Source organism: Variovorax sp. RTB1 (assembly GCF_035018765.1).
Classification (GTDB): Bacteria; Pseudomonadota; Gammaproteobacteria; order Burkholderiales; family Burkholderiaceae_C; genus Variovorax.
In genome coordinates this window covers 37,417-60,990 of record NZ_JASJXG010000017.1, presented here as the reverse complement: position 1 = coordinate 60,990, position 23,574 = coordinate 37,417, and the positions used below count along the sequence as shown (strand labels likewise).

The 23,574-nt window shown below is 63.2% G+C and carries 26 protein-coding genes; 11 read left to right on the top strand and 15 right to left on the bottom strand.

All coding sequences use genetic code 11. The features are described from left to right. Positions 1–3: 3 nt before the first annotated feature. Together QN397_RS12925 and QN397_RS12920 are read left to right on the top strand one after the other, a co-directional pair. The gene (locus tag QN397_RS12925) at positions 4–1,026 is read left to right on the top strand and encodes a branched-chain amino acid ABC transporter permease (protein WP_323496380.1); all 1,023 of its coding nucleotides are present in this window, start codon (positions 4–6) and stop codon (positions 1,024–1,026) included. Next, complete coding sequence (locus QN397_RS12920) at positions 1,023–1,889, top strand: intradiol ring-cleavage dioxygenase (RefSeq protein WP_323496381.1); 867 nt, start codon at positions 1,023–1,025, stop codon at positions 1,887–1,889. The genes QN397_RS12925 and QN397_RS12920 overlap by 4 nt, the downstream gene beginning before the upstream one ends. Before the next feature lie 52 nt (positions 1,890–1,941). On the opposite strand, the gene QN397_RS12915 is transcribed toward QN397_RS12920, so the two are convergent. The 5 genes from QN397_RS12915 to QN397_RS12895 are packed head-to-tail and all read right to left on the bottom strand — an operon-like array spanning position 1,942 to position 6,103. Next, positions 1,942–2,481, bottom strand: a complete 540-nt coding sequence (locus QN397_RS12915) for a peptidoglycan DD-metalloendopeptidase family protein (RefSeq protein WP_323496382.1) — start codon at positions 2,479–2,481, stop codon at positions 1,942–1,944. A gap of 56 nt (positions 2,482–2,537) precedes the next feature. Continuing rightward, positions 2,538–4,289, bottom strand: a complete 1,752-nt coding sequence (locus QN397_RS12910; RefSeq protein WP_323496383.1) for an ABC transporter ATP-binding protein — start codon at positions 4,287–4,289, stop codon at positions 2,538–2,540. A 31-nt stretch (positions 4,290–4,320) separates the two neighbouring features. Continuing rightward, positions 4,321–4,821 carry a CreA family protein gene (locus tag QN397_RS12905; RefSeq protein WP_323496384.1) on the bottom strand — a complete coding sequence of 167 codons (501 nt, stop codon included), beginning with the start codon at positions 4,819–4,821 and terminating at the stop codon, positions 4,321–4,323. Positions 4,822–4,826: 5 nt separating this feature from the next. After that, complete coding sequence (locus QN397_RS12900) at positions 4,827–5,378, bottom strand: NUDIX hydrolase (protein WP_323496385.1); 552 nt, start codon at positions 5,376–5,378, stop codon at positions 4,827–4,829. Positions 5,379–5,401: 23 nt separating this feature from the next. Beyond that, positions 5,402–6,103 (bottom strand): fumarylacetoacetate hydrolase family protein, encoded by a 702-nt coding sequence (locus tag QN397_RS12895; RefSeq protein WP_323496386.1) that lies wholly within the window; start codon positions 6,101–6,103, stop codon positions 5,402–5,404. 115 nt (positions 6,104–6,218) lie between these two features. On the opposite strand from QN397_RS12895, the gene maiA reads away from it, so the two are divergent. Further along, positions 6,219–6,878 (top strand): maleylacetoacetate isomerase, encoded by a 660-nt coding sequence (gene maiA / locus QN397_RS12890; RefSeq protein WP_323496505.1) that lies wholly within the window; start codon positions 6,219–6,221, stop codon positions 6,876–6,878. Beyond that, the gene (pgeF, locus tag QN397_RS12885; RefSeq protein ID WP_323501030.1) at positions 6,878–7,717 is read left to right on the top strand and encodes a peptidoglycan editing factor PgeF; all 840 of its coding nucleotides are present in this window, start codon (positions 6,878–6,880) and stop codon (positions 7,715–7,717) included. The genes maiA and pgeF overlap by 1 nt, the downstream gene beginning before the upstream one ends. Here pgeF and QN397_RS12880 read toward each other — a convergent pair. Beyond that, positions 7,649–8,002, bottom strand: coding sequence for a hypothetical protein (locus tag QN397_RS12880; RefSeq protein ID WP_323496387.1), 354 nt, complete (start codon positions 8,000–8,002; stop codon positions 7,649–7,651). The genes pgeF and QN397_RS12880 overlap by 69 nt on opposite strands. Positions 8,003–8,127: 125 nt before the next feature. On the opposite strand from QN397_RS12880, the gene phaC reads away from it, so the two are divergent. The 3 genes from phaC to QN397_RS12865 all read left to right on the top strand — a co-directional run bounded on the left by phaC (position 8,128) and on the right by QN397_RS12865 (position 11,548). Next, the gene (phaC, locus tag QN397_RS12875; protein WP_323496388.1) at positions 8,128–9,852 is read left to right on the top strand and encodes a class I poly(R)-hydroxyalkanoic acid synthase; all 1,725 of its coding nucleotides are present in this window, start codon (positions 8,128–8,130) and stop codon (positions 9,850–9,852) included. A gap of 48 nt (positions 9,853–9,900) precedes the next feature. Further along, positions 9,901–11,079 (top strand): acetyl-CoA C-acetyltransferase, encoded by a 1,179-nt coding sequence (locus QN397_RS12870; protein ID WP_323496389.1) that lies wholly within the window; start codon positions 9,901–9,903, stop codon positions 11,077–11,079. A gap of 100 nt (positions 11,080–11,179) precedes the next feature. Beyond that, positions 11,180–11,548 (top strand): hypothetical protein, encoded by a 369-nt coding sequence (locus tag QN397_RS12865; protein ID WP_323496390.1) that lies wholly within the window; start codon positions 11,180–11,182, stop codon positions 11,546–11,548. Positions 11,549–11,605: 57 nt separating this feature from the next. Here the strand turns inward: QN397_RS12865 and QN397_RS12860 are convergent, their stop codons facing one another. The 5 genes from QN397_RS12860 to QN397_RS12840 form a co-directional block, all read right to left on the bottom strand. After that, the gene (locus QN397_RS12860) at positions 11,606–12,466 is read right to left on the bottom strand and encodes an endonuclease/exonuclease/phosphatase family protein (RefSeq protein ID WP_323501029.1); all 861 of its coding nucleotides are present in this window, start codon (positions 12,464–12,466) and stop codon (positions 11,606–11,608) included. Further along, entirely contained in the window at positions 12,463–13,302 is an 840-nt protein-coding gene (locus QN397_RS12855; RefSeq protein ID WP_323496392.1) for a carbohydrate ABC transporter permease, read from the bottom strand. The genes QN397_RS12860 and QN397_RS12855 overlap by 4 nt, the downstream gene beginning before the upstream one ends. Then, complete coding sequence (locus QN397_RS12850) at positions 13,299–14,138, bottom strand: sugar ABC transporter permease (protein ID WP_323496507.1); 840 nt, start codon at positions 14,136–14,138, stop codon at positions 13,299–13,301. Before QN397_RS12850 ends, QN397_RS12855 begins: the two co-directional genes overlap by 4 nt. 26 nt (positions 14,139–14,164) lie before the next feature. Further along, positions 14,165–15,469 (bottom strand): ABC transporter substrate-binding protein, encoded by a 1,305-nt coding sequence (locus tag QN397_RS12845; RefSeq protein ID WP_323501028.1) that lies wholly within the window; start codon positions 15,467–15,469, stop codon positions 14,165–14,167. A gap of 61 nt (positions 15,470–15,530) precedes the next feature. Next, positions 15,531–16,568 (bottom strand): ABC transporter ATP-binding protein, encoded by a 1,038-nt coding sequence (locus QN397_RS12840; protein WP_323501027.1) that lies wholly within the window; start codon positions 16,566–16,568, stop codon positions 15,531–15,533. Positions 16,569–16,699: 131 nt separating this feature from the next. On the opposite strand from QN397_RS12840, the gene phbB reads away from it, so the two are divergent. Both phbB and QN397_RS12830 read left to right on the top strand, forming a co-directional pair. Continuing rightward, on the top strand, positions 16,700–17,437 hold the full coding sequence (gene phbB, locus QN397_RS12835; protein ID WP_323496395.1) for an acetoacetyl-CoA reductase: 738 nt from the start codon (positions 16,700–16,702) through the stop codon (positions 17,435–17,437). Between the two features lie 194 nt (positions 17,438–17,631). Then, a complete protein-coding gene (locus QN397_RS12830) occupies positions 17,632–18,981 on the top strand; it encodes a dicarboxylate/amino acid:cation symporter (protein WP_323496396.1) in 1,350 nt (449 codons plus the stop codon). A 42-nt stretch (positions 18,982–19,023) separates the two neighbouring features. On the opposite strand, the gene QN397_RS12825 is transcribed toward QN397_RS12830, so the two are convergent. Next, the gene (locus tag QN397_RS12825) at positions 19,024–19,428 is read right to left on the bottom strand and encodes a hypothetical protein (RefSeq protein ID WP_323496397.1); all 405 of its coding nucleotides are present in this window, start codon (positions 19,426–19,428) and stop codon (positions 19,024–19,026) included. Between the two features lie 266 nt (positions 19,429–19,694). Between QN397_RS12825 and QN397_RS12820 the strand changes: the two genes are divergently transcribed. After that, positions 19,695–19,913: a hypothetical protein gene (locus tag QN397_RS12820; RefSeq protein WP_187052506.1), complete on the top strand. Its 219-nt coding sequence runs from the start codon at positions 19,695–19,697 to the stop codon at positions 19,911–19,913. A 172-nt stretch (positions 19,914–20,085) separates the two neighbouring features. Then, on the top strand, positions 20,086–21,195 hold the full coding sequence (dusA, locus tag QN397_RS12815; RefSeq protein WP_323496399.1) for a tRNA dihydrouridine(20/20a) synthase DusA: 1,110 nt from the start codon (positions 20,086–20,088) through the stop codon (positions 21,193–21,195). On the opposite strand, the gene QN397_RS12810 is transcribed toward dusA, so the two are convergent. From QN397_RS12810 to QN397_RS12800, 3 genes are read right to left on the bottom strand one after another with little or no spacing between them, the layout of a single operon-like run. Beyond that, the gene (locus tag QN397_RS12810; protein ID WP_323496400.1) at positions 21,192–21,959 is read right to left on the bottom strand and encodes an amino acid ABC transporter ATP-binding protein; all 768 of its coding nucleotides are present in this window, start codon (positions 21,957–21,959) and stop codon (positions 21,192–21,194) included. The genes dusA and QN397_RS12810 overlap by 4 nt on opposite strands. Positions 21,960–21,982: 23 nt before the next feature. Continuing rightward, positions 21,983–22,651 (bottom strand): amino acid ABC transporter permease, encoded by a 669-nt coding sequence (locus tag QN397_RS12805; protein ID WP_323496401.1) that lies wholly within the window; start codon positions 22,649–22,651, stop codon positions 21,983–21,985. Positions 22,652–22,693: 42 nt separating this feature from the next. Further along, positions 22,694–23,536, bottom strand: a complete 843-nt coding sequence (locus tag QN397_RS12800) for a transporter substrate-binding domain-containing protein (protein ID WP_323496402.1) — start codon at positions 23,534–23,536, stop codon at positions 22,694–22,696. Between the last annotated feature and the right edge of the window lie 38 nt (positions 23,537–23,574).

The following is a 23,574-nucleotide window of genomic DNA, read 5'->3' as shown; positions in this document are numbered from 1 at the left end:
CCGATGACGCAAGTGACCGATTCGAATGTCGACGTCGTGCGCGGTACCGCCGCCAGCCGTGCCGCTTTGGTAGTGGCGGCCGTGCTCGTCGTGCTGGCGGCGAGCCTGCCGTTCTGGGGCGAATCAAGTTGGATGCGCGAGTTCGTACAGGTCGCCTGCTACTTCATTTTCGCGATGATGTGGAACCTGCTCGCGGGCTATGGCGGCATGGTGAGCATCGGCCAGCAGGCGTACTTCGGTTTTGGCGGTTACGTGATGCTGATGCTCGGAAATTTCCTCGGGCTCAATCCGTTTGTCGCGATTCCGCTGGGTGCCGTCGCTGCGGGGCTCATCGCGGTGCCTGTGTCTTACGTCGCGTTCCGGCTGGCGGGCGGCTACTTCGCAATCGGCACCTGGGTCATCGCCGAAGTGTTTCGCCTGAGCTTCGCAAACGTGTCTGCGGTGGGGGGTGGCTCCGGCACCACGCTCACCGCGCTGCGTGGTATCGAGAAAGCGACGCGCGAAAGCGTGACCTACTGGATGGCACTGGCTTGCGTGGTGGCGGCCATCGCGTTGGTTTTTCTTTTCCTCCGCAGCAAGCGCGGCCTGGCATTGCTCGCGATACGCGACAACGAAGTGGCGGCCGAATCGCAGGGCATCCCGGTGGCGCGCATGAAGCTCGCCGTGTATGTGGTGGCGGCCTTCGGTGCCGGGCTGGCGGGAGCTCTGTACTTCGTTGGCAATCTGCGCATCAGCCCCGATGCAGCCTTCAGCGTCAACTGGTCGGCCTTCGCGATCTTCATGGTGGTGATCGGCGGCATCGGTCGCATCGAAGGGCCGCTCGTCGGCGCTGTGATCTTCTGGGCGCTCAACAAATTTTTGAGCGACTATGGCACTTGGTATTTGCTCGGCCTCGGCCTGCTCGCGATCGTGGTCACCCTTTTCTTCAAGCAGGGCTTGTGGGGCTACGCGCAGCAACGCTGGGGCTGGTCGCTCTTTCCCACGCAGCGCCGGCTGATTGAAATTTCAGGAGACCGTTCCCCATGAGAAACATCAACGAAGACACCATCACCACCGCCGTACTCGAAAGCATCGCAGGCTGCGACAACCCGCGATTGAAGGAAGTGATGTCGGCGCTGGTGCGCCATCTGCACGACTTCGCGCGCGAGGTGAAGCTCACCGAGGCCGAGTGGATGGAGGGCATCCAGTTCCTGACCGCCACGGGGCAGAAGTGCGACGAGAAACGGCAGGAGTTCATCCTGCTCTCGGACACGCTGGGCCTGTCGATGCTGACGGTGGCGCTCAACCATTCGAAGAGTCCGCAAGCCACTGAGGCGACGGTGTTCGGGCCGTTTCATGTGCACGGCGCGCCGCAGCTCGAGCAGGGCGACGACATGTCCGGCGGCGCGGTCGGTGAGCCGCTCTTCGTCCAAGCCACAGTGCGCGGCATCGGCGGTGAGGCGGTTCCGCATGCCGAGGTCGATGTGTGGGAGGCCGACGCCGATGGCTTCTACGACGTGCAACGCCCGGAGCTCACCGGCCCGCAAGGCCGAGCTGTGTTCAAGACCGATGGTGAAGGGCGGCTTAACTTCAAGGCGGTGTTGCCGGTGGCTTATCCGATTCCGACCGATGGGCCGGTGGGGCGCATGCTGGCCGCGGTCAAGCGGCATCCGTGGCGCCCGGCGCACGTGCATTTCATCGTGAAGGCGCCGGGCTATGAGACGCTCATCACGCATGTCTTCGTCGACGGCGATACGTACCTCGACAGCGATGCGGTGTTCGGGGTGCGCACCTCGTTGATCGGCAACTACGTGCGTCATGCGCCGGGCACGGCACCCGACGGCTGCGTGCAGGCAACCGCGTTTCACACGCTCGACTTCGGCTTCGTGCTGGAGCCGGCGCAGGCCTGAGCTTCGACCCGAGCACGGCGCCTGGCTCAGGTCCGCACCGCCGCGCTGAAGCCTAGCGTTGTTTGCCGCTCAGGAAAGGCTCCGGATCGACCGCGACGCCTTGCTTCCGGATCTCGAAGTGCAGCTTGACGCGGTCGGTACCGCTCTTGCCCATCTCGGCGATCTTCTGGCCTTGCCGCACCACGTCGTTCTCTTTGACCAGCGCCTTGTCGATGTGCGCGTAGGCGGTGATGTAGGTGTCGTCGTGCTTGACGATGATCATCGTGCCGTAGGCCTTCAACGCATTGCTGACGATGACGACGCGGCCGTCGCGCGATGCCAGGATCGGGTCGCCCAACTCGCCCGCGATGTCCAGGCCTTTGCTCTTGTTGCCGTCGAAGCGCGCGATAGTGGCGCCTGCTGCCGGTGAACCGAAGAGCGGTGCTGGTTTGGGCGGCGGCGTGACGGGTGGAGCAACAGGCGGCTGCTGCGCCACCGGCGGCAGCGAGGGCGACGGCGGCGCATTCAACGGCACGTTGGTGCCGCAGGCCACGAGGCCGGTAGCGATGAAGACGGCCGCGGCTGCGCGAAGGATCAGGGTCGAAAGGTGCATGGCGCTCATTGGAACGCAATCGATGCCAGACGTTCCACAAGTAGCCTTTTTTTACTTTAAGGGTTTGGCCTAGGGTGTGCCGCCAGTTTTTGTAGTTGCGGCTGACGTGCCAGCACCGCGTCGCATGGGCCGTAGTCGCGCACGCGGCCAGCTTCCATCAGCACGATGCTGTCGAAATGGTCGAGCACGCTGAGCCGATGGATCGACGCGACGAGGCACGCACCCGGAAAGCCCGCGGCAATGCGGTCGAGCACACGCGTCTCGGTCGCGGCATCGAGCGCGCTGGTTGGCTCGTCCAACAGCAGCAGCGTGCTGCCCTTGGCCGCCAGCACGCCGCGCGCCAGACACAACCGCTGGCGTTGGCCCCCGGAAAGGTTGAAGCCACGCTCGGTCAGCATCGTGTCGAGGTCGCCCTGCATCGCTTCGAGCACTTCGTCGAACGCGCTCGAATGAAGGGCCGCCTGAAGCTTCGAATCGTCGTGCGCTTCGCCGAATGTCAGGTTCTCGCGCACGCTGGCCTCGAAGACCTCGGTCTCTTGCGGGATCAACGTGGCCAGCGTGCGCAATGAGCGCCATTCGCGGGGGGCACCGTCGAACGACAGGCTGCCGTGCTGCGGCACGTAGAGCCCGGCCAGCACGCGCAGCAGCGTGCTCTTGCCGCCGCCGCTCGGGCCGACGAGAGCAACCCGCTCGCCGCGACGCAGCGTGAGCGCGACATCCTGCAGGCCACCGCCGCGCGACGTGTCGGCATAGTCCCAGCGCAAGCCATCGATGGTCATGTTCTTCCAGCTGGCCGTGGCATCGATTGCGTGCGCGGTGTCGGGCGCCGCATCGGGCGCATTCCAGATCGGCTCGGCACTCAGGTAGTCGGTGTGCATGCGCGCAAAGCCCTGAAAGTTGGCGGCCATCGAGCCGACCACTGCGGCGGCCTGCTGCGCGTACTGGTAGATCATGAACACGGTGCCCAGCTGCACCGCCGTGCCGGGCGTGCGCTCGTGCCAAACGTGGATAAGCACCAGCGCCCAGGTGAGTCCGAGACCGAGCAGGTCCACGGTGGCCCACTTGCCTTCATTGAGCAGCGCAGTGCGCTTGAGCGGCGTCGACACTGCCTCCATGCGCCGCCGCAACAGCGCGCGCGAGGCTTGCTGCAACCGCAGGCCGACCACCGTGGAGGCGTTGCCGATGAAGTCGAGCAAGGCCGCGACATAGCGCCGGTCGGCGTCGTTCTCGGTGCGGGCCAGCTTCATCAGCGCACGGTCGAAGCGCAGGATGATCAGGCCGACCAGCACGTAGCCGAAGAATGCGATCAACCCGCTGACACGCGACAGCAGTACCAGCGCGACCAGCGGCCCGACGAAGCTGACCGCGTTGGCAAGGTAGACGAACTGGTTCTGCGCGAAGTCCGACAGCGCCCGGCTCGCCTGGTGCACGCGGTGCTGCAATTCGCCCGAGTGGTGCGTGTCGCGCCATGTCATCGGCGCGCCTGCGATGTGGGCGTAGAGCGTGTCGGCCAGCGTCTCGCGGATGCGCACGGCCACGTTGCGCTCCAGCACGCGGCCCGGCCCGTGCACGCTCCACGAAACGACGTAGACAAAGATCAACAGGGCGATCCAGCGCACTGCAATGCCCAGCTCGCCATGCTGCAGCGCGTTGATGGCCTTGCCCGCCAGGAAAGGCATGCTCAGGCGGATGAGCTGAGACGTGGTCAGCAGCGACAGCGAGGCGACCAGCTGGCCACGTGCGCCGAGCGCGAAGCGCCACAGCGCCGTGTACAAGACGCGAAGGGGCTGGTCCGGTGCCAGGCGCATCCTCGAGTCTCTTGGCGTTTCGTGAGGCCCGTTACTTGACCGGAATGGGCGTACCGCGGTCGATGGCGACCGCGGTGATGCTGTTCTTCGGCGAGCCGTCGATGAGCAGATCGGAGTAGGTGAGGTACACGAGCGCGCTGCGCTTTGTGTCGACCATGCGCACCACGCGCAGCCGCTTGAAAAGAATCGAAAGCCGTTCGCTGAATACTTCTTCGCGCAGTGGCAGCGGCCCGCCGCTGAAGCTCACCGGACCAACCTGACGGCACGCGATCGACGCCTCGGCCTTGTCCGTGGCAAAGCCCAGTGCGCCCGAGACGCCACCAGTCTTTGCGCGCGACACATAACAGGTCACGCCGGCGACCTTCGGGTCGTCGTAGGCCTCGACCACGATCTTGTGATCGGGGCCGATCAGCTTGAAGGCGGTGTCGACATCGCCGACAACTTCGGCATGTGCGCTCAAGGTCGCCGCGAGCAACAACGCGCCCCCGAGAGTGCGCAAAAAGGGACGGGCGATGCGGTGAATAGGGTTCATGGATTTCAGGCGATGTCGATCGTATGCACCCGGTCGAAGCTGCCGCGCTTGCGATCGGCAAAGAAGCATTCGAGTGCTTCGCGCACGGTACGAAAAGCGATCTCGTCCCAGGGGATTTCTTCTTCGGTGAAGAGCTTGGCCTCGATCGTTTCGTGGCCGGGAGCAAACACGTCGTCGAGCAGCTTGGCGCGATAGAACAGGTGCACTTGACCGACCCGTATCACGCTCATCACCGCGAACAGACCCTGCATTTCGAAATGCGCGCCAGCCTCTTCATCGGTCTCGCGCGCAGCGCCTTGCGATGCGCTTTCGTTCAGCTCCATGAAGCCGGCCGGCAGCGTCCACTTGCCCCAGCGCGGCTCGATGTTTCGCTTGCACAGCAGCACGCGATCACCCAACACGGGAATGGTGCCGACCACGTTGAGCGGGTTCTCGTAATGAACGGTGTGGCAGGCGGGGCAAACCGCGCGTTCCTTGGTGTCGCCATCGTCCGGAAGACGGTAGACCACCGCGGAGCCGCAATTCTTGCAGTGCTTGATGGGAACGCGAAAGGTCATCGGCCGGCAGCTTTAAAGAGGGTTCAAACGATCTTGACGGTCAGCGATGGCAGACCGGCGACTTCACCGACCAGCGTGTCGCCAGCGACCACGGCTGCGACGCCCTCGGGCGTGCCGGTAAAGATCAAGTCACCCGGTTGCAACTCCCACGCCGCCGACAGATGCTCGATGGTTTCGCCCAGGTTCCAGATCAGCTTGCTCACGTTGCTGCGCTGGCGGTCGGTGCCGTTCACCTGCAGCGAGATCTCGGCCTTTTCGACGTCGCCGGCCGCGGCCGCAGGAACGATCGGTCCGATCGGTGCGCTCTGCTCGAAAGCCTTGCCGATCTCCCAGGGGCGGCCCTGCTTTTTCATCTCGCCCTGCAGGTCGCGACGCGTCATGTCGAGGCCGACCGCATAGCCGTAGATGTGCTTGTGCGCATCGACCGCCTTGATGTTCTTGCCGCCGGTGCCGATGCAGGCGACCAACTCGATCTCGTGATGCAGGTTCTTGCTCAGCGTCGGGTATGCCATGGTGCCGGTCTGGCCGGCGTCGACCACCACCACCGCATCGGCCGGTTTCATGAAGAAGAACGGCGGCTCGCGGCCAGTGAAGCCCATTTCCTTGGCGTGATCCTCGTAGTTTCGGCCGACGCAATAGATGCGGTGCACCGCGAAGCGGGCGGTCTGGCCCACCACGGGAACCGAGACGGTCGCGGGAGGTGGAAAAACGAATTCTGATGCCATGGCGTTGTGTCCTTTGTCTGCCGGCTGCGCGCCGAACCGGCAGTGTGCCAGAGGGTACCGCCCCTGCGCATTACCCCTGCGCGCGCCGGCGTTGCGAAGCTATGCTCGGCGCATGATGAAGCTGTACAACTACTTCCGCTCGTCCGCCTCTTACCGGGTGCGCATCGCGCTCAACCTGAAGGGGCTCGACTACGAGTACCTCCCCGTGCACATCGCCAGGGGTGAGCATCTGGCAGGTGCTTATCCGCAGATTTCGGCCGACATGCTGGTGCCTCTTTTCGAGGACGAACCTGCCGCGGGCGAAGAACAAGGCGAGCGCTTTTCGCAATCGATGGCCATCATCGAGTACCTCGACGAGGTGCATCCAGAACCGCCGCTGATGCCGCGCGACCCCGCCGGCCGGGCGCATGTGCGGGCACTGGCGGAAACCATCGCCTGCGAGATCCACCCGATCAACAACCTGAGGGTGCTGAAGTACCTGGTGCGCGACCTCAAGCTGGACGACGCGGCCAAGAACGCGTGGTACCGGCACTGGACCCGGCTCGGCCTGGAGGCTTTCGAGCGCCAGCTGGCGCAGCGGCCGGCCGCCCTGTATTGCTGGGGCCACACGCCGACGTTGGCCGACTGTTGCCTGGTGCCGCAGATCTTCAACGCGCAGCGTTTCGATTGCGATCTGAGCGGCCTGCCGCGCACCACGGCGGCTTACGAGGCCTGCATGCAGCTCGACGCCTTCCAGCGCGCGCATCCGTCACGGTGTCCGGACGCGGAGAATTGATGGCGGTGCAGTCGTCAAAGTCGTTGGTGCCGCTCATGCCGCTGGTGCCGCTGGTGCCCGACTGGCCGGCGCCGGCCAACGTCCGGGCGCTTTGCACCACGCGCGCCGGTGGCGTCTCGACCGGCCCTTGCGCCAGCCTGAACCTGGGCGAGCACGTCGGCGATGCGCCGGAGGCTGTTATCGAGAACCGGTCGCGGCTGCGGTCGGTCATCGGTGTTCGTCCCGTGTTCCTGCGGCAAGTGCACGGCACCGATGTCGCTGCGCTCGACGCAGACACATCCGATGGGTCAGGTGCCATCGCAGCGGACGCTTGCACTACCACCGGGACGGGTATCGCCTGCACCATCATGGTCGCCGACTGCATGCCGGTGCTGTTCACCGACGAAGCCGGGGAGCGCGTGGCAGCGGCGCATGCCGGATGGCGCGGACTGGCTGCGGGCGTGCTGGAACGCACCCTCGGCACGTTCACGAAGGACGTGAGGCCAACGGGCGCTGGGACGCAAGGCGATGCGCACGAGCGCGGCGCTTCAAAAATAATCGCCTGGCTCGGCCCCTGCATCGGCCCCAAGGTCTTCGAAGTCGGCTCGGAGGTCAAGGCCGCATTCGAAGCGCATTCCGCCGGAGCCGCGTCGTGCTTCGAGCCTGGCGCGGTGCCCGGCAAGTGGCTCGCCGATTTGCCGGCGCTGGCCCGGCAGCGGCTGCGGGCGATGGGCGTGGAAGCCGTCTACGGCAACGACGGCAGCGATGCCTGGTGCACCGTTAGCAACTCGTCACAGTTTTTCTCGTACCGGCGGGAGGCTGGCAGCGGCCGCTTCGCCGCGCTGATCTGGAAGGTCTGACGGAAGGTTGTCATCTGCCGGAGCGCTGGTCGGATGACCATCGGGGCCAGTCGGATTGCTCGACTGGTGCGCCTCGCGAGCCTTTTCCTGCGCTGCGATTTCTCGTTCTCGGGCGCGCCGCCGCCTTGCGGGCGTCAGCATGAAATACATGATGAGTCCAACCGGAAGTAGCCCGTACAGCACGAACGTCACGCTGGCACCCAGCACGGTGCCGGTGGTGTTGGTGGCCTCCGCCACGGCCATCATCATCGTGACGTAGAGCCAGGCAATTACAACCAGGTGCATGAGTGGGCGTTGTCGTTGTCGGAGTAGAAAACAAGGGCTAGGCGAAAACACGGCGTTGTGAGCGCTGGTCGAATGCAGCATACTCAAAAGCCACCCGATTCAGGCGAGGCAGCAGGAGACACCACATGAAAAAACAAGCCAACGGGGTCGATGCTTTCGCACCCTTTCACCAGGCGCTGACGCAGGGCTGGGACAAGGCACTGACGTCTCTGCAGTCGATCGGTGCCAACGGTGCCACGCCATCTTTCGATCTCCCCAAGCTTTCGTTCGCCCCCGACAAGCTGCAAAGCTTGCAAGAACAGTATCTGGCGGAGGCCGGTGAACTGTGGAAGGCCGGCATGACATCCACCACGGCCAGCAGCGATCGTCGCTTTGCCGGCGAGGCCTGGGGCAGCAACCCGGTCTCGTCTTTCACGGCTGCGGTCTACCTGCTCAACGGCCGCACCTTGCTCAACATGGTCGAAGCGGTCGAAGCCGACGCCAAGACCAAGTCGCGCCTTCGCTTTGCGGTCGAGCAATGGATGGCGGCGTCGTCGCCCAGCAACTCACTCGCCTTCAATGCCGAGGCGCAAAAGCGTGCGATCGACACGCAGGGCGAGAGCATCGCCAAGGGCCTCAAGAACCTGCTGGACGATGTGAAGCGGGGTCATCTGAGCATGACCGACGAGACGGCCTTCGAAGTGGGTCGCAACGTGGCGACGACCGAGGGTGCGGTGGTGTTCGAGAACGAACTCTTTCAGTTGCTCGAATACAAGCCGTTGACAGCCAAGGTCTACGAGCGTCCCTTCCTGCTGGTGCCGCCTTGCATCAACAAGTTCTACATCCTCGACCTGCAACCCGAGAACTCGCTCATCCGGTATGCGGTGGAGCAGGGCCATCGCGTGTTCGTCATCAGCTGGCGCAATCCGGACGAATCGCTGCGAGACACCACGTGGGACCAGTACATCGAAGACGCTGCCATCAACGCGATCCATCTGGTGCAGGAGATCGGGGGCAGCAAGCAAATCAACACGCTCGGCTTCTGCGTCGGCGGCACCATCCTCAGCACGGCGCTGGCGGTGCTGGCGGCACGCGGTGAAAAGCCGGCCGCTTCCGTCACGCTATTGACCACGCTGCTCGACTTCACCGACACCGGCATCCTCGACATCTTCATCGACGAGGCGATGGTCAAGTTTCGCGAAATGCAGATGGGCTCCGGCGGCTTGCTGGACGGCGGCGAACTGGCATCGACCTTCAGCTTCTTGCGGCCGAACGACCTGGTCTGGAACTACGTCGTCGGCAACTACCTGAAGGGTGAAACGCCGCCGCCGTTCGACCTTTTGTACTGGAATTGCGATGCGACCAATTTGCCTGGGCCGTTCTATGTCTGGTATCTGCGCAACACGTACCACGAGAACAAGCTCAAGGTGCCGGGCGCGCTGACGGTGTGCGGCGAGAAGATCGACCTCGGCGCCATCGATGCGCCGGTGTACATCTACGGCTCGCGTGAAGACCACATCGTGCCGATCGGCGGTGCCTATGCATCGACCCAATTGCTGAAGGGCAAGAAGCGCTTCGTTATGGGCGCGTCGGGCCACATTGCCGGCGTGATCAATCCGCCGGCCAAGAAAAAGCGCAGCCACTGGATTCGCGAAGACGGCAAGCTGCCAGCGTCGCAGGCCGATTGGCTGACCGGCGCGCAGGAGCATCCCGGCAGCTGGTGGACCGACTGGGCCCAATGGCTCAAGGGACACGCGGGCAAGCAGATCGCGGCGCCCAAGGCGTACGGCAAGGGCAGCGCCTACAAGGCGAGCGAGCCGGCACCAGGGCGCTACGTCAAGGCCAAAGCCACGACGCCGGTCGCCGCCTGAAGCTTGTTTGCAATACAGTCATTTCAACTACACCATCGGAGAGAAAGCATGGAAGACATCGTCATCGTTTCGGCCTCACGCACAGCCGTCGGCAAGTTCGGCGGCTCGCTCGCCGGCATCGCAGCCACCGAGCTCGGCTCGATCGTCATCCGAGAAGTTCTGGCACGTGCCAAGCTCACACCCGACCAGATCGGTGAAGTCATCATGGGCCAGGTTCTGGCAGCAGGCGCCGGCCAGAACCCGGCGCGTCAGGCGCTGCTGAAGAGCGGCATCGACAAGTCGGTCCCGGCGCTCACCATCAACGCCGTGTGCGGCTCCGGCCTGAAGGCCGTGATGCTGGCGGCACAAGCGGTGGCAACGGGCGACAGCGAGATCGTCATCGCCGGGGGTCAAGAGAACATGAGCATGGCGCCGCACGTGCTGCCCAACTCGCGCAATGGCCAGCGCATGGGCGACTGGAAGCTGGTCGACACCATGATCGTCGACGGCCTCTGGGATGTGTACAACCAGTACCACATGGGCATCACGGCCGAGAACGTGGCCAAGAAGTTCGATATCAGCCGTGCGTCGCAAGACGAGCTGGCGCTGGGCAGCCAGACCAAGGCTGCGGCCGCGCAGGACGCCGGCAAGTTCAAGGACGAAATCGTCGCCGTCAACATTCCGCAGAAGAAGGGCGACCCGCTCGTCTTCGACAAGGACGAATTCATCAACCGCAAGAGCAGCGCCGAAGGTCTGGCCGCTTTGCGCCCCGCCTTCGATAAGGCGGGGGGTGTGACGGCGGGCAATGCGTCGGGCCTGAACGACGGCGCCGCCGCCGTGATGGTCATGACCGCCAAGAAGGCGGCACAACTCGGCCTGAAGCCGTTGGGCCGCATCGCCAGCTTCGCGACCGTGGGTCTCGACCCGGCGATCATGGGCATGGGACCGGTGGCCGCGTCGACCAAGGCGCTGCAACGCGCCGGATGGAAGCCGCAAGACCTCGACGTGCTCGAAATCAACGAAGCCTTCGCTGCACAAGCCTGCGCCGTGAATCGCGAGATGGGCTGGGACGTCAACAAGGTCAACGTGAACGGCGGCGCGATTGCCATCGGCCATCCGATCGGCGCTTCGGGCTGCCGCATCCTCGTCACGTTGCTGCACGAGATGCAGCGCCAGAACGCGAAGAAGGGCATTGCTTCGCTGTGCATCGGCGGCGGCATGGGCGTGGCGTTGACCATCGAGCGCTGAACGCATTCGAAGAAAACGTCTCCGCCATCAAGTTGTACGAGACGCCGGGCTTCGAAGTGCGGACCCGGTTGCGGCTCACCTCGATGCGCAAAGCTTCAGCATGATCGACTCTGTCTTCGCGGAGTTGAGCTTCTGGGCAATGGTCGCCGTGTCGGTGATCCTGCCGGTGACGATCTACGCCGTGCTCTTCGCGAAGCCGAGCGTCTCGCGCTACACGGTGCTGGCGCTGGGCCTCGCGCTGGTCGCGATCGCCGGGTTCGATGTCTACTTTTTGCAGCACATGCAAACGGCGGTTCGCGGCACGCCATCGCTGGTCGACGACGCTGTCTTCGACTCCGAAGTGTCGTTCGCGCTCTATCTTTTTCCGTTGATGTTCGGCGGCATCGGCGTCAACCTGATCTCGCACCTCTTGATCAGTCATCTGGTCGGCGCAGAGCGGCGCTTCAAGAAGAAACATCCCGACCGCTGATACAGGCGACAGAGCGAAGCGCAAACGAACCGGCGCGTCGAAACTGCGCGCAGACTCTCAATCCAGTTCGAAGACGACCGGCTGGTGGTCCGACGCGCGCGTGACGGAATCGACTTCGATGCGGCGCACACGCGACGCCAAGCCTTCGCTGACGAAGACGAAGTCGCAGGCAACCGGTTCGGGGCCATAGGTCCGGTCGAACAGCCGGAAGGTCGGCGCGTGCAACGCCGCGCCATGCACCAGCGGCCACGCATCGTGCAACGCATGCGCCGCGGCATCGCCGTCGACCTGAAACGGCGCCTGCATCACCGGGTACTCCGGCTCACTTGCCGCCAGATTGAAATCACCGCAGAGGATCGCGTGCGGCGTGTGCGTCTTGGTTTGAAACGGCGAGCCACTGTCATCTTTCAGCGGCGGCGCTGCGGCTTGCGCGCAGCCATCGATGTGCAATTGCCGCAGCGCACGCGCCTGCGCCATGCGCTGCACCTTGGAGTAGTACTCGAGGTGCGTCGTCATCACGCGCACCGGCCCGAGCGCGGCGTCACGCACGGTCATCACGCTGCACATGCGCGGCATGCTGCGCACATCGGCATCGGCGGGCCAGGGCAGCGCGTGGTGCTGCACCTGTGCGACCGGCAATCGCGTGGCGATCAGGTTGCCGAAGCGCTGGCGTTTGCCATCGGCAGTGAACTCGTCGACCGCAGCGCAGAAGAAGATTCGAAAACCTGGTAACAGCGCCTGCAGTTGTGCCGGCTGGTCGCCTGGCTGGCCCGGCAGGGTGTCGAAGCCCTGCGCGATTTCCTGTAGGCACAGCACGTCGAAGTCGGCCATGGCGCGCGCGCCGTCGACGATGCGCGCAACGTCGACCACATCGTCGAGACCGCGGCACCATTGCGTGTTCCACGTCACCAGTTTCATTTGATCCCCGCCCGCATGAAGCTCTGCACGAATTGCCGCTGGAACAACAGGAACGCCACCAGAAGCGGCGCCGACGTCATCAGCGTGGCGGCCGTGATGATCGACCAGTCGACCCCCTGGTCCACCGAAGAAAAAACCTGCAGCCCGACGGTGAGCGGCCGTGCGTTGACGCTGTTGGTAACGATCAGCGGCCAGAGAAAATTGTTCCAGTGGAAGCTGACGGAGACCAGCGCGAAGGCGGTATACACCGGCTTGGCGAGCGGCACATAGACGCGCCACAACATCTGCATGGCACTGGCTCCTTCGACGCGCGCTGCATCGTCTAGCTCCTTCGGAATGCCCATGAAGGTCTGGCGCAGCAGGAAGATCGCGAAGGCCGATGCGAAGTAGGGCAGGCCGATCGCGAGCAGCGTGTCGACCAGGCCGAGCCGCGCCATCGTCTTGTAGTTTTCGACCACCAGGATGTCGGGCATCACCATCAGTTGCACGAGCACCAGTGCGAAGGCGATGTTGCGGCCCTTGAACTCATAGCGCGCGAACGAGTAGGCGGCGAGCGTGCCGAGTACCAGCTGCGCGACCAGGATCATCGCGACCAGCAGCGTGGTGTTGAGGAAGTAGCGCGCGAACGGCGCGGCCGCCCAGGCGCGGCGAAAGTTATCGAGCGTGAGCGGCGCAGTGAGGCTGAAGCGCGTTGAAAACTCGGGCGCGTGAAAGGCGGTCCACACCGCGTAGACCAGCGGCAAGATCCATAACAGAGCCAGCAGCCACGCAGCGATGGTGTCGAGCCAGCCGGGGGCGTTGTAGGCCAGTTGTTGGGAGGGCGCACGCGCGGTCATTTGTAGTGCACCCGCTTGTCGAGCACGAAGAACTGGAACAGCGCAATGCTCACCAGCACGACCACCAGCACCACGGTGATCGCCGATGCATATGCCGTGTCCCAGTAGCTGAAGCCCACCTCGTACAGGTAATAGAGCAACAGCGTCGACGCGTTGTCGGGCCCGCCACGCGTCAGCACGAAAAGATGGTCGACCATGCGAAAGGCGTTGATGAAAGCGTTGACCAGCACGAACAGCGTGGTCGGCATCAGCAGCGGCCACTGCACCCGCCTGAAGAAGTACCAGCGCGATGTGCCTTCGATAGCCGCAGCCTCGCGCAGGCTGGGGTTGAGCGTCTGCAACGCGGCCAAATAGAAGATCATGAAGAAGCCGGACTCCTTCCAGATCGCGACCACCGTTACCGCCCCGAGAGCCGTGCTCGGACTGCCGAGCCAGTTTTGCGAAGGCAGGCCGAGCGCACCGGTGATCTGCTCTAACAAGCCGTATTGCGGCGTGTAGAAGAAGAGCCAGATGTTGGCGACCGCGATCATCGGCAGCACGGTCGGCGTGAAGTACGCCATGCGCAGGAATGCGCGGCCGCGAATGCGCTCGTTGACCCATAACGCCATCAGCAACGCGAGGCCGATCGAGCACGGAATCGTCGCGCCGGCAAACCAAAGGTTGTTGCGCACCGCCTTCCAGAACACCGGATCGGCTGCCATCGCCTGGTAGTTTTCAGGGCCGACCCACACGGCCGCGCGGCTGCCTTTCGGCGTCGAGAAAAAGCTGTCGACGAGTGTCGATACCGCCGGCCAATGCGTGAAGGCCACCAGCAGCACGAGTGCCGGCAGCAGCATCAACCACGCATCGACCGATCGTCGGTTCACTTGTAGGCGCGCAGGATGCGATCGGCTTCTGTCTGCGCGTCCTTCATGGCTTGCGCCGGCGTCTTGGTGCCGGTGAGCGCGGACTGCAGGCCGTCGTTCAGCGCTTTGGTCACGCGCTGGTTGTCGTGCGTCGAAAACTCGGCCACCGACACCGGCAACTGGTCGCGCGCCACGAGCGCAACCGGGAAATCGGTGCCGTACTTCTTCAGTGCGGGCGTGTCGTAGGCCGCTTGAGAGGTGCCGGCGTAACCGGTCTCGATGCTCCATTGCGCGGCACGCTCCGGCTGCGTCACCCACTGAACGAACTTGAACGCAGCCTCTTGCTGCGCCGGGGTCGACTTCTTGAAGATGTAGAAGTTGCCGCCGCCGGTGGGCGAGCCCTTGCGCTTGTTGCCGGGGATCATGCCGACGCCGAAATCGAACTTGGCGTTGGCCTTGATATTGGTCAGGTTGCCGGTGGTCGTGTAAATGATCGCGGCCTTCTTCTCGAAGAAGTCCTTGGGCGTGGTGCCCCACTCGACCACGCCAGGCGGATGGATGCCGGCCTTGCCCAGGTCGACCCAGTACTGCAGCGCCTCGACGATCTTCGGATCGTCGAACTTGACCTGCGTGCCGGCCTCGTTCGCCAGGATCGCGTCGTTGGGTGTCGTCAGCGTCTGGAACAGCCAATAGGGAAACCCGCTCGACGGAATCTGGACGCCGTACTGCGTGGTCTTGCCGCTGGCGTCTTTCTTCGTGAGCTTGGTGGCGGCTTCTTTCAGCTCGGCCCAATTGGTCGGGCCTTTTTCCGGGTCAAGGCCTGCCTCTTTGAAGAGTTCCTTGTTCCAGTACATGACGACGGTCGAGCGCTGGAACGGAATGCCCCAGGTCTTGCCGCCGCTCTGGCTGTTGAGCATGAAGGCCTTGTAGAAACTGCCCATCCACGCCTTGTCATCAGCCGTCTTGGCGAAAGTATCGAACGGCACGATGGCGTCTTCGTCGATCAGGGTGAACATGTCGGTCGACAGCAGCACCGACGTCACCGGCGGCGTGCCCGACTTGTGCGCTGTGAGCGCTTTCACGATGGTCTCCTGGTAGGTGCCGGCGTAGATCGGCGTCACCTTGATGCCGGGGTTGTCTTTCATGAAGCCCGCGGCAAAGCCGTCGATGGTCTTGGCGATCGGGCCGCCGACGGCGACCGGGTAATAGAACTGAACTTCGACCGGTGCTTGCGCGTGCAGCGGCGTCGTCGCACCTGCCAGCACGGCGATGGCCGCAGCGAGCTGGAGGGTGGTGGCGCGCAGAAAGGTATCTCGTCTCATGGGAGTGGTCCTCGAAAAAACTACGGAAGAAAGCAGGTCAGTAAGCGGGTCAGTAAGCAGGTCAGTGAATTCGTTGACCGGCGACGTCGAAGCCGTGGCTGTCGCGCGGCGACCAGTGCAGCCGCACGGTGTCTCCGGGCTGCGCCCGGAGGCGGCCGTCGGCGCGCACCAGCAGCGTTTGAGTGCCGACCGTGCAGCGCAAGACCAGATCGGCACCCAGGTACTCGACGCTGGCGACGCGCGCCGGCACGCCAAGGCTCTCGGGGTTGTCGATGTGCGGCGCCAGCGAGATCGACTCTGGGCGCACGCCGAGCGTTGTTGCGGTCAGTCCGATGGCGACGTCGCTTCCCGCGATGCGGCCGGCCTCGATGGCCACGAGATTCATCGGCGGCGTGCCGATAAACCGGGCCGCAAAGGTCGTGGCGGGTTGTGCGTAAAGCTCGCGCGGTGCGCCGGCCTGCTCGACGCGGCCCAGGTTCAGCAGCACCACTTGGTCGGCCATGCTCATCGCCTCGGTCTGGTCGTGCGTGACGTAGACGACGGTGAGTCCGAGCTTTTGCTGCAGGTCGCGCAGTTCGAGCCGCATTTCCTGCCGCAGCTGTGCATCGAGGTTGGAGAGAGGTTCGTCCATCAGGCAGACGCTCGCCTGCGCGACGAGCGCACGGCCGAGTGCGACGCGTTGTTGCTGACCGCCCGACAGTTGGCCGGGGCGGCGATCGAGCAAAGCCGTCAGGCCGAGCAGCGTCGCCGTTTCTTTCAGCCGCGTTGCCATTTCTGCAACAGGCGTCTTGCGAACCGAGAGCCCGAAGGTGATGTTGTCGGCGACAGTCAGGTGTGGAAAGAGCGCGTAGTTTTGAAACACCATCGCGACGCCGCGCTGCGCCGGCGGCGCGTCGGTCACGTCGCGACCGTCGATGCGCACCTGGCCGGCAGTTGCCACTTCGAGCCCGGCGATGATGCGCAATGTCGTCGACTTGCCGCAGCCCGAGGGGCCGAGCAAGACGCAGAAGGTGCCTTTTTCGATCTGGAGGTTGATGGCGTGGAGGGCGGTGGTCTGGCCCCAGGATTTGGCAACGCCGGCAAGCTCAATCGATGACATCGAACGAGTATAGATACGGCTTGTGACAGCTGGTTGCACGCGCATGTCAGTGTTTTCCTCAGAAGACGCAAGGGCAAATTTCGCTAAAGTCACCTTGCCAGTTCCGGCTGTACCGAATTCCAGGAAATAACATGAGCAAAAAAGTCGCATACGTCACCGGAGGCATGGGTGGCATCGGAACCGCCATCTGCCAGCGTCTTCACAAGGACGGCTTTACCGTCATCGCCGGCTGCGGCCCGACGCGCGACCACGCAAAGTGGCTGACCGAACAAAAGGCCGAAGGCTATGAATTCTTCGCGTCAGTCGGCAACGTCGGCGACTGGGCTTCCACCGTCGACGCCTTTGCCAAGGCCAAGGCCGACCATGGCGCCATCGACGTGCTGGTGAACAACGCCGGCATCACGCGCGACCGGATGTTCATCAAGATGACGCCGGAAGACTGGAGCGCGGTGATCGAGACCAACCTCAACAGCATGTTCAACGTGACCAAGCAGGTGGTCGGCGACATGGTCGAGAAGGGCTGGGGCCGCATCGTCAACATCAGCTCGGTCAACGGCGCCAAGGGCCAGGCTGGTCAGACCAACTACTCGGCAGCCAAGGCCGGCATGCACGGCTTCACGATGGCGCTGGCGCAAGAAATGGCCAACAAGGGCGTGACGGTCAACACCGTGAGCCCGGGTTACATCGGCACCGACATGGTCAACGCCATTCGCCAGGAAGTGCTCGACAAGATCATTGCCACCATCCCGGTCAAGCGCCTGGGAAAACCGAGCGAAATTGCCTCGATCATTTCATGGCTGGCCACGGACGAAGGCGGCTATTCGACCGGCGCCGACTTCTCGGTGAACGGCGGACTTCACATGCATTGAAGCTTTGCTCGCAACGCGCCTCGACGAAAACCCGCTCTGGCGGGTTTTTTCATGGCTCGCCGCACGGCGGACCGAAGCGGACGCCGTCGAGTGATCGCGCTAAAGTCGCCACCGGCGCAAAAGCTGCGAAAGCCGCACCGGCAGCCAAGTTCTGAATTCATAAGTCCAACAGCAAGAAATACGAAGGAGACGCCATGTCTACCGCACCATCCACCGCCGCGCCCGCGGTGAAGCCGCCGTTCTACAGGTCGCTCTACTTTCAGGTCATCACCGCCATCGTCATCGGCGTGATCCTCGGGCACTTCTACCCGCAGACCGGCGAGGCCATGAAACCGCTGGGCGACGGCTTCATCAAGCTGATCAAGATGATCATCGCGCCGATCATCTTCTGCACCGTGGTGGTCGGCATCGCCGGCATGGAAGACATGAAGAAGGTCGGTAAAACCGGTGGCCTGGCGCTGCTGTACTTCGAAGTGGTCAGCACCATCGCGCTGATCGTCGGATTGGTCATCATCAATCTGGTGCATCCGGGCACGGGGATGAACATCGACGTTGCAGCGCTCGATACCAAGGGCATCGCGGCCTTCACCGGGCCGGGCAAGATGACTTCGACCACCGACTTTTTGCTCAACGTGATCCCGACTCAGTTCGTCGATGCCTTTGCCAAGGGAGAAATCCTGCAGGTGTTGCTGATCGCAGTTTTGTTCGGCTTCGCACTGCACAAGTTCGGTGGCCGGGGCACCCTGGTGTTCGACCTGATCGAGAAGTTCTCGCATGTGCTGTTCGTCATCGTGGGCTACATCATGAAGGTCGCACCCATTGGCGCTTTTGGCGCAATGGCGTTCACCATCGGCAAGTACGGTGTCGGCTCGTTGGTGCAGTTGGGGCAGCTCATGGCAACCTTCTATTTGACCTGTCTGATCTTCGTCTTCGTGGTGCTGGGCAGCATTGCGAAATACCACGGCTTTTCGATCTGGAAGTTCGTCAAGTACATCCGTGAAGAACTGCTGATCGTGCTCGGCACCTCATCGAGCGAAGCGGCATTGCCACGCATGATGGAGAAGATGGAAAACCTCGGTGCCAAGAAGTCGGTGGTCGGGCTGGTGATTCCCACCGGTTATTCGTTCAACCTCGATGGCACCTCGATCTACCTGACGATGGCGGCGGTGTTTTTGGCGCAAGCCACCAACACGCCGATGACGATCATGCAGCAGATCACGTTGTTGCTGGTGCTGCTGCTGACCTCCAAGGGCGCGGCTGGCGTGACTGGCAGCGGCTTCATCGTGCTGGCTGCCACACTGTCGGCCGTGGGTCATGTGCCGGTTGGTGCACTGGCATTGATCCTCGGCATCGACCGCTTCATGTCCGAAGCCCGAGCGCTGACCAATCTGGTGGGCAATGGCGTGGCGACGATCGTGGTGGCCAAGTGGACCAACGAACTCGACATGGATCGGCTGCAGGCCGGGCTCAATGGCGAGACCTGGGTCGAGGCGAACGAGCCTGAAGAGATCGTCAACGCCAAGACCAGTCACATGGCGAGTTGAGCGCCTTGCGAGGCTCAGCTCAGTTGGCTCGGAGAGCGTCGCTCAAAGGTCTTCAATGACCAGCGCGCGATAGCGCTGGGCCATCGAATACGGCACTTCGCGCACCGCTTTCATCATTCGATCGGCGGTGTCTTCATCGTGGGTCTTGACCAACAGACCTGCGTGCCCCTTTTGAGCCAGCTCGGTCAGGGCGCGCACGGTTGCGCCCTCTGTGCCAGCTGACGGCAAGGGGTCGTCGGCGCCGCTCACGGTCGGTGTGATCTGCGACAAGACGATGGCGGGTGGCACCAGCATCACGTCTTGTGCGTCGAAGCCAGCGTCGATCAGTTGCTGCCCGACGCGGGCCGCATCTTTTGCATCCGGAAACATCACCATCGAATAACCGGTCGGATAAAACGCGCCGCCGAATGTGGCCAGCATGGTCGGCTCGATATGAAATTGGTTCATCGTTGTCTCCGGATTTGTAGGCCCTGGAAGGGCGATGCAACAGCTTAGAAGGCGGCTAGGACGTCAGCTGTAGGGAAAAAACCGGAAGCTGACGCAATGCGGCGATTTCAGCCAGTTCGCATACAAATACTTGGCAAATTCACGCCAAAAATCTTACGATTTGTCACATTCATATAGAACCGTGAAATTGTGCTTAGGCGCTGTCGGGGCCGTTGAATAGGATCAATCGGTCCCATTCGTAACATTTACCGGCCCCGCCTAAACCCATGTCAACACTGCGAAATATCGCACTGACCGTTCACGAACTCGAAGAAGGCGAGTTCTATTGGGTATTGATGGAAGGCACGGATTACGCGATGGAAGACGCGTTGCCCTACCTTCCGCTTGAATCTGCGACCGATCCCCAATCTACCTATGCCAACGCTTTGGTCGCGGGCGTCGCTGCAATTCGAAGAATGTTCGGCAAGGAAGGTCCGCGTGCCTGATATTGCGCGGCATCCGGGAAATACGAGCATGCGGAAGTTTCAAGCGGCCCTCGTCCAGGGCCGCTAAGTAACGTTGCAATTGCCGGGTCTTACGGGCAGCTTGGCAACCCCTGAGAGACAATCCGAGGCTTTGCCGGCGCTGCCGGCGCTGCCGGCGCAACGTCCAAGTCCCATGTCCGCTTCTTCCTTCGATCCGAGTCTTCGCCCTGCGCCGGACCGCGTCAGCGTTGCGCCCATGATGGATTGGTCAGACACGCATTGCCGCTACTTTCATCGGCTGCTCACCCGCCAGGCGCTCCTTTACACCGAGATGGTCACGACCGGCGCGCTGGTGCACGGCGACGTTCCGCGACACTTGCGCTTCAATGCAGAAGAACATCCGCTTGCGCTGCAATTGGGCGGCAGCGAGCCGGCTGACTTGGCCCACTGCGCGCAACTGGGAGAAGAGTGGGGCTACGACGAAATCAACCTGAACTGCGGTTGCCCGAGCGAGCGCGTGCAGCGCGGGGCGTTCGGTGCCTGTCTCATGGCCGAGCCGCAACTGGTGGCCGATTGCGTGAAGGCGATGGTCAACGTGGTCGATGTGCCGATCACGGTCAAGCACCGCATCGGCATCGACAAGTCGGAGAGCTACGAGTTCGTGCGTGACTTCGTCGGCACGGTGAGCGAAGCAGGCTGCGAGACCTTCATCGTGCATGCGCGCAACGCGTGGCTCAAGGGCCTGAGCCCGAAGCAAAACCGTGAAGTGCCGCCGCTGCGCTACGCGCTGGTTCATCGGCTGAAGCACGATTTTCCGGCGCTTCGTTTTTCGATCAATGGCGGCATCCACGACAACGCCGAAGTGCACACGCAGTTGCGCCTGCTCGACGGCGTGATGATCGGCCGCGAGGCGTATCACAACCCCTGGTGGCTGGCTGGATGGGACGCGGAGTTCTTCGGGGACACGTCGCGAAATGGCGGTGTCGAACTCACTCGCGAAGATGTGGAGCGGCAGATGTGCGACTACATGGTTCGCGAAGCGGCCGCGCACGGCACGCCTTGGTCGAACATCGCGCGACACATGCTCGGCTTGCGCAACGGGTTGCCCGGTGCGCGACATTGGCGCCAGGTGTGGAGTGACCACAAGCTGAAGGGCACGACGCCGCACGAGGTCATGGCGCTGGCGCATTCGCAGGCTGATGCGGACGCGCGCAGTGCAGCCGCTGTATCGATTGCCAAGCCTGCGTCCGGACCCGGGCTCGACGCGTCTGCGGGCAAGCCGGCCGCCGCGCTTTCGGCCTAGGCGCTGGCCGGCCTGCCTTCGTGAAAGCGTGCCAGGAAGGCGCGCGTAGCGACTTCCGTCGGCGCATCGATGACCTGCCGCGCCGGTCCGCATTCCACGATGACGCCGTCGCGCATGAACGCCACCTGGTTAGCCACTTCGCGCGCGAACGACATCTCATGTGTGACCAGCAACATCGTCATGCCTTCTTCGGCCAGCGCCTGAATCACGCGCAACACCTCGCCGACCAGCTCCGGGTCCAGGGCCGAAGTAACCTCGTCGAACAGCATTACCTGCGGCTCCATCGCCAGTGCACGTGCAATCGCGACGCGCTGCTTCTGGCCGCCTGAGAGTTGATCGGGCCAGGCGTCGGCCTTGTCCAGCAACCCCACCTTGGCGAGCAGCGCACGTGCCTTCTCGGCGGCTTGCGCCTTCGGCTGCTTCATGACGGTGAGCGGCCCCTCCATGACGTTGCCAAGCACCGTCATGTGAGGGAAGAGGTTGAAGTGCTGGAACACCATTCCGGTTCGTGCGCGGAAGCCGGAGAGCACCGCGTCTTTCGGCAGCCGGGTCGCGGCGCCGGTGAAGGTCAGCGATTGCTCGCCCACTCGAACGGTGCCTTGGTCGGGCACCGTCAGCAGGTTGAGGCAGCGCAGCAAGGTCGACTTGCCCGAGCCCGAAGGTCCGATCAGTGCAATGACTTCACCCTTTGCGACCGAGAGCGACACGTCGCGCAACACGCGGTTGTCGCCGAAGCGTTTGCCCAGGCGCGTGACCTCGATCATGGGCGCAGATGTTGGCAACGTTGTCATGCGTGCGCCGGACCGGAGAGGCGGGTTTCAGCACGCTTGACCAGAATCGTGGCCGGCAGCAGCACGAGGAAGTAGGCGAGTGCGACCACGGTGTAGGTCTCCAGCGGCCGATAGGTTTCGTGAGCGATGCTTTGGCCCTGATAGAGCAGGTCCGGCAATGCCAGCACCGACAGCAGGGACGTGTTCTTGAGTTGCAGGATCGACTGATTCAACAGTGGCGGCACCATGCGCCTGAACGCTTGCGGCAGGACCACCCGGCGCATCATCTGAAAGCGCCGCATGCCCAGCGCACGTGCTGCTTCTGTTTGCCCCGGATCAATAGAGATGATGCCGCCGCGGATGATCTCGGAGTAGAACGAGCTGCCGTACAAAGAGAGCGCCAATATGGCCGCCAGCGCCGCCGAGATCTGGATGCCTGTGAGCACCGGCAGCGCGTAATAGAACCACACCAGTTGCACCAGCACCGGTGTGCAGCGGAATACTTCGACATAAGCCCGCAGCGGCGCGCGCAGCCAAACGGGTTGCGACAACCGACCCATCGCGACCGCCAGCCCGATCGCCAGCCCGATCACAGTGCAGATGACCGTGTAGGCGACGGTGTAGCCGAGACCCATGAGAAGGAGCTTGCGAAAGCCCCACAGAAATTCGAAGTCCCAGTGATACACGGCGGCTCTCGTTCGCTCTTCTTGTCGGGTGCTGAATTCGGATCAGAAGCTGATCGTCGATGGAACCTGGTCCGGCTTCACGCCTGACAGGGTCTGCATGTTGGTCAGCACCACTTCCTTCACCTTGCCGCTGGAACGCGTCTGCGCGATCCACTTGTTGACGTACTCGACCCACTGACGGTCGCTTTCCTTGCGGAAGCCCAGGTTGGTTGTCGTGGCCTGCGTCGGCGTCGGCAGCACGATGTGCCCGACGGTCGGGTTCTTGCTGACCACGGTGAGTGCCAGCACCACGGCGAGGACCTGGCAATCGGCGCGGCCGGTCTGCAGCGCGAGCGTGGCATCGGCGGCTTTTTCGAGGCGGATGATCTGCGCGTTGGGGCAGGTCTTGGTGACGACCTGGTCGTGCGACGAGCCGATATCGACGGCGATCTTGACGTCGGGCTTGTTGAGCTCCTCCCACGTCTTCGGGTCGAACCCCTTGCGTGCCACGAGGACAAAAGCGTTGTTGAACAACGGGTCGGAAAAGTCGACGACCAACGCGCGCGCCGGCGTCGGGTTCAGGCCGAAGAACACGTCGATCTTGTTCGACTGGAGATCGAGCACCGAGTTGCCCCAGCTGGTTTCGTTGATGTCGAGTTTGGCGTTGAGGCTCCCGGCGAGGCTCTTGCCGAAGTCGATCATGAAGCCTTGCCACTCGCCCGATGCCAGGTCCTTGTGATAGTAGGGCGCCGCGCCGGCCACTGCGCCCATGCGCAGTACCTTGGTGCGGTTGATGCGGGCCCATGCGCTTTCGGTCGCATCGGTCTGGGCGAAGGCGGCGTGCGGGAGGGCGGTCGCGGCGCTGGCTGCGGCGACGCTGGTGATGAACTGACGACGGTTTGTCATGGTTTTTTTCCGTAGATGAGGAGAGAAGACAGGAAGGA

Excerpts from the sequence above, each read along its gene's own strand:
- QN397_RS12865 (WP_323496390.1), top strand. The coding sequence starts at position 11,180 with ATGATCGACTCTGTCTTCGCGGAGTTGAGCTTCTGGGCAATGGTCGCC.
- QN397_RS12850 (WP_323496507.1), bottom strand. The coding sequence starts at position 14,138 with ATGCTGCTGCCGGCACTCGTGCTGCTGGTGGCCTTCACGCATTGGCCG.
- pgeF (WP_323501030.1), top strand. The coding sequence starts at position 6,878 with ATGGCGGTGCAGTCGTCAAAGTCGTTGGTGCCGCTCATGCCGCTGGTG.
- phbB (WP_323496395.1), top strand. The coding sequence starts at position 16,700 with ATGAGCAAAAAAGTCGCATACGTCACCGGAGGCATGGGTGGCATCGGA.
- QN397_RS12840 (WP_323501027.1), bottom strand. The coding sequence starts at position 16,568 with ATGTCATCGATTGAGCTTGCCGGCGTTGCCAAATCCTGGGGCCAGACC.
- QN397_RS12870 (WP_323496389.1), top strand. The coding sequence starts at position 9,901 with ATGGAAGACATCGTCATCGTTTCGGCCTCACGCACAGCCGTCGGCAAG.
- QN397_RS12900 (WP_323496385.1), bottom strand. The coding sequence starts at position 5,378 with ATGACCTTTCGCGTTCCCATCAAGCACTGCAAGAATTGCGGCTCCGCG.
- QN397_RS12800 (WP_323496402.1), bottom strand. The coding sequence starts at position 23,536 with ATGACAAACCGTCGTCAGTTCATCACCAGCGTCGCCGCAGCCAGCGCC.
- QN397_RS12855 (WP_323496392.1), bottom strand. The coding sequence starts at position 13,302 with ATGACCGCGCGTGCGCCCTCCCAACAACTGGCCTACAACGCCCCCGGC.
- QN397_RS12860 (WP_323501029.1), bottom strand. The coding sequence starts at position 12,466 with ATGAAACTGGTGACGTGGAACACGCAATGGTGCCGCGGTCTCGACGAT.
- QN397_RS12910 (WP_323496383.1), bottom strand. The coding sequence starts at position 4,289 with ATGCGCCTGGCACCGGACCAGCCCCTTCGCGTCTTGTACACGGCGCTG.
- QN397_RS12905 (WP_323496384.1), bottom strand. The coding sequence starts at position 4,821 with ATGAACCCTATTCACCGCATCGCCCGTCCCTTTTTGCGCACTCTCGGG.
- phaC (WP_323496388.1), top strand. The coding sequence starts at position 8,128 with ATGAAAAAACAAGCCAACGGGGTCGATGCTTTCGCACCCTTTCACCAG.
- QN397_RS12810 (WP_323496400.1), bottom strand. The coding sequence starts at position 21,959 with ATGATCGAGGTCACGCGCCTGGGCAAACGCTTCGGCGACAACCGCGTG.
- QN397_RS12880 (WP_323496387.1), bottom strand. The coding sequence starts at position 8,002 with ATGCACCTGGTTGTAATTGCCTGGCTCTACGTCACGATGATGATGGCC.
- QN397_RS12825 (WP_323496397.1), bottom strand. The coding sequence starts at position 19,428 with ATGAACCAATTTCATATCGAGCCGACCATGCTGGCCACATTCGGCGGC.
- QN397_RS12845 (WP_323501028.1), bottom strand. The coding sequence starts at position 15,469 with ATGAGACGAGATACCTTTCTGCGCGCCACCACCCTCCAGCTCGCTGCG.
- QN397_RS12820 (WP_187052506.1), top strand. The coding sequence starts at position 19,695 with ATGTCAACACTGCGAAATATCGCACTGACCGTTCACGAACTCGAAGAA.
- QN397_RS12895 (WP_323496386.1), bottom strand. The coding sequence starts at position 6,103 with ATGGCATCAGAATTCGTTTTTCCACCTCCCGCGACCGTCTCGGTTCCC.
- maiA (WP_323496505.1), top strand. The coding sequence starts at position 6,219 with ATGAAGCTGTACAACTACTTCCGCTCGTCCGCCTCTTACCGGGTGCGC.
- QN397_RS12830 (WP_323496396.1), top strand. The coding sequence starts at position 17,632 with ATGTCTACCGCACCATCCACCGCCGCGCCCGCGGTGAAGCCGCCGTTC.
- QN397_RS12920 (WP_323496381.1), top strand. The coding sequence starts at position 1,023 with ATGAGAAACATCAACGAAGACACCATCACCACCGCCGTACTCGAAAGC.
- dusA (WP_323496399.1), top strand. The coding sequence starts at position 20,086 with ATGTCCGCTTCTTCCTTCGATCCGAGTCTTCGCCCTGCGCCGGACCGC.
- QN397_RS12915 (WP_323496382.1), bottom strand. The coding sequence starts at position 2,481 with ATGCACCTTTCGACCCTGATCCTTCGCGCAGCCGCGGCCGTCTTCATC.
- QN397_RS12925 (WP_323496380.1), top strand. The coding sequence starts at position 4 with ATGACGCAAGTGACCGATTCGAATGTCGACGTCGTGCGCGGTACCGCC.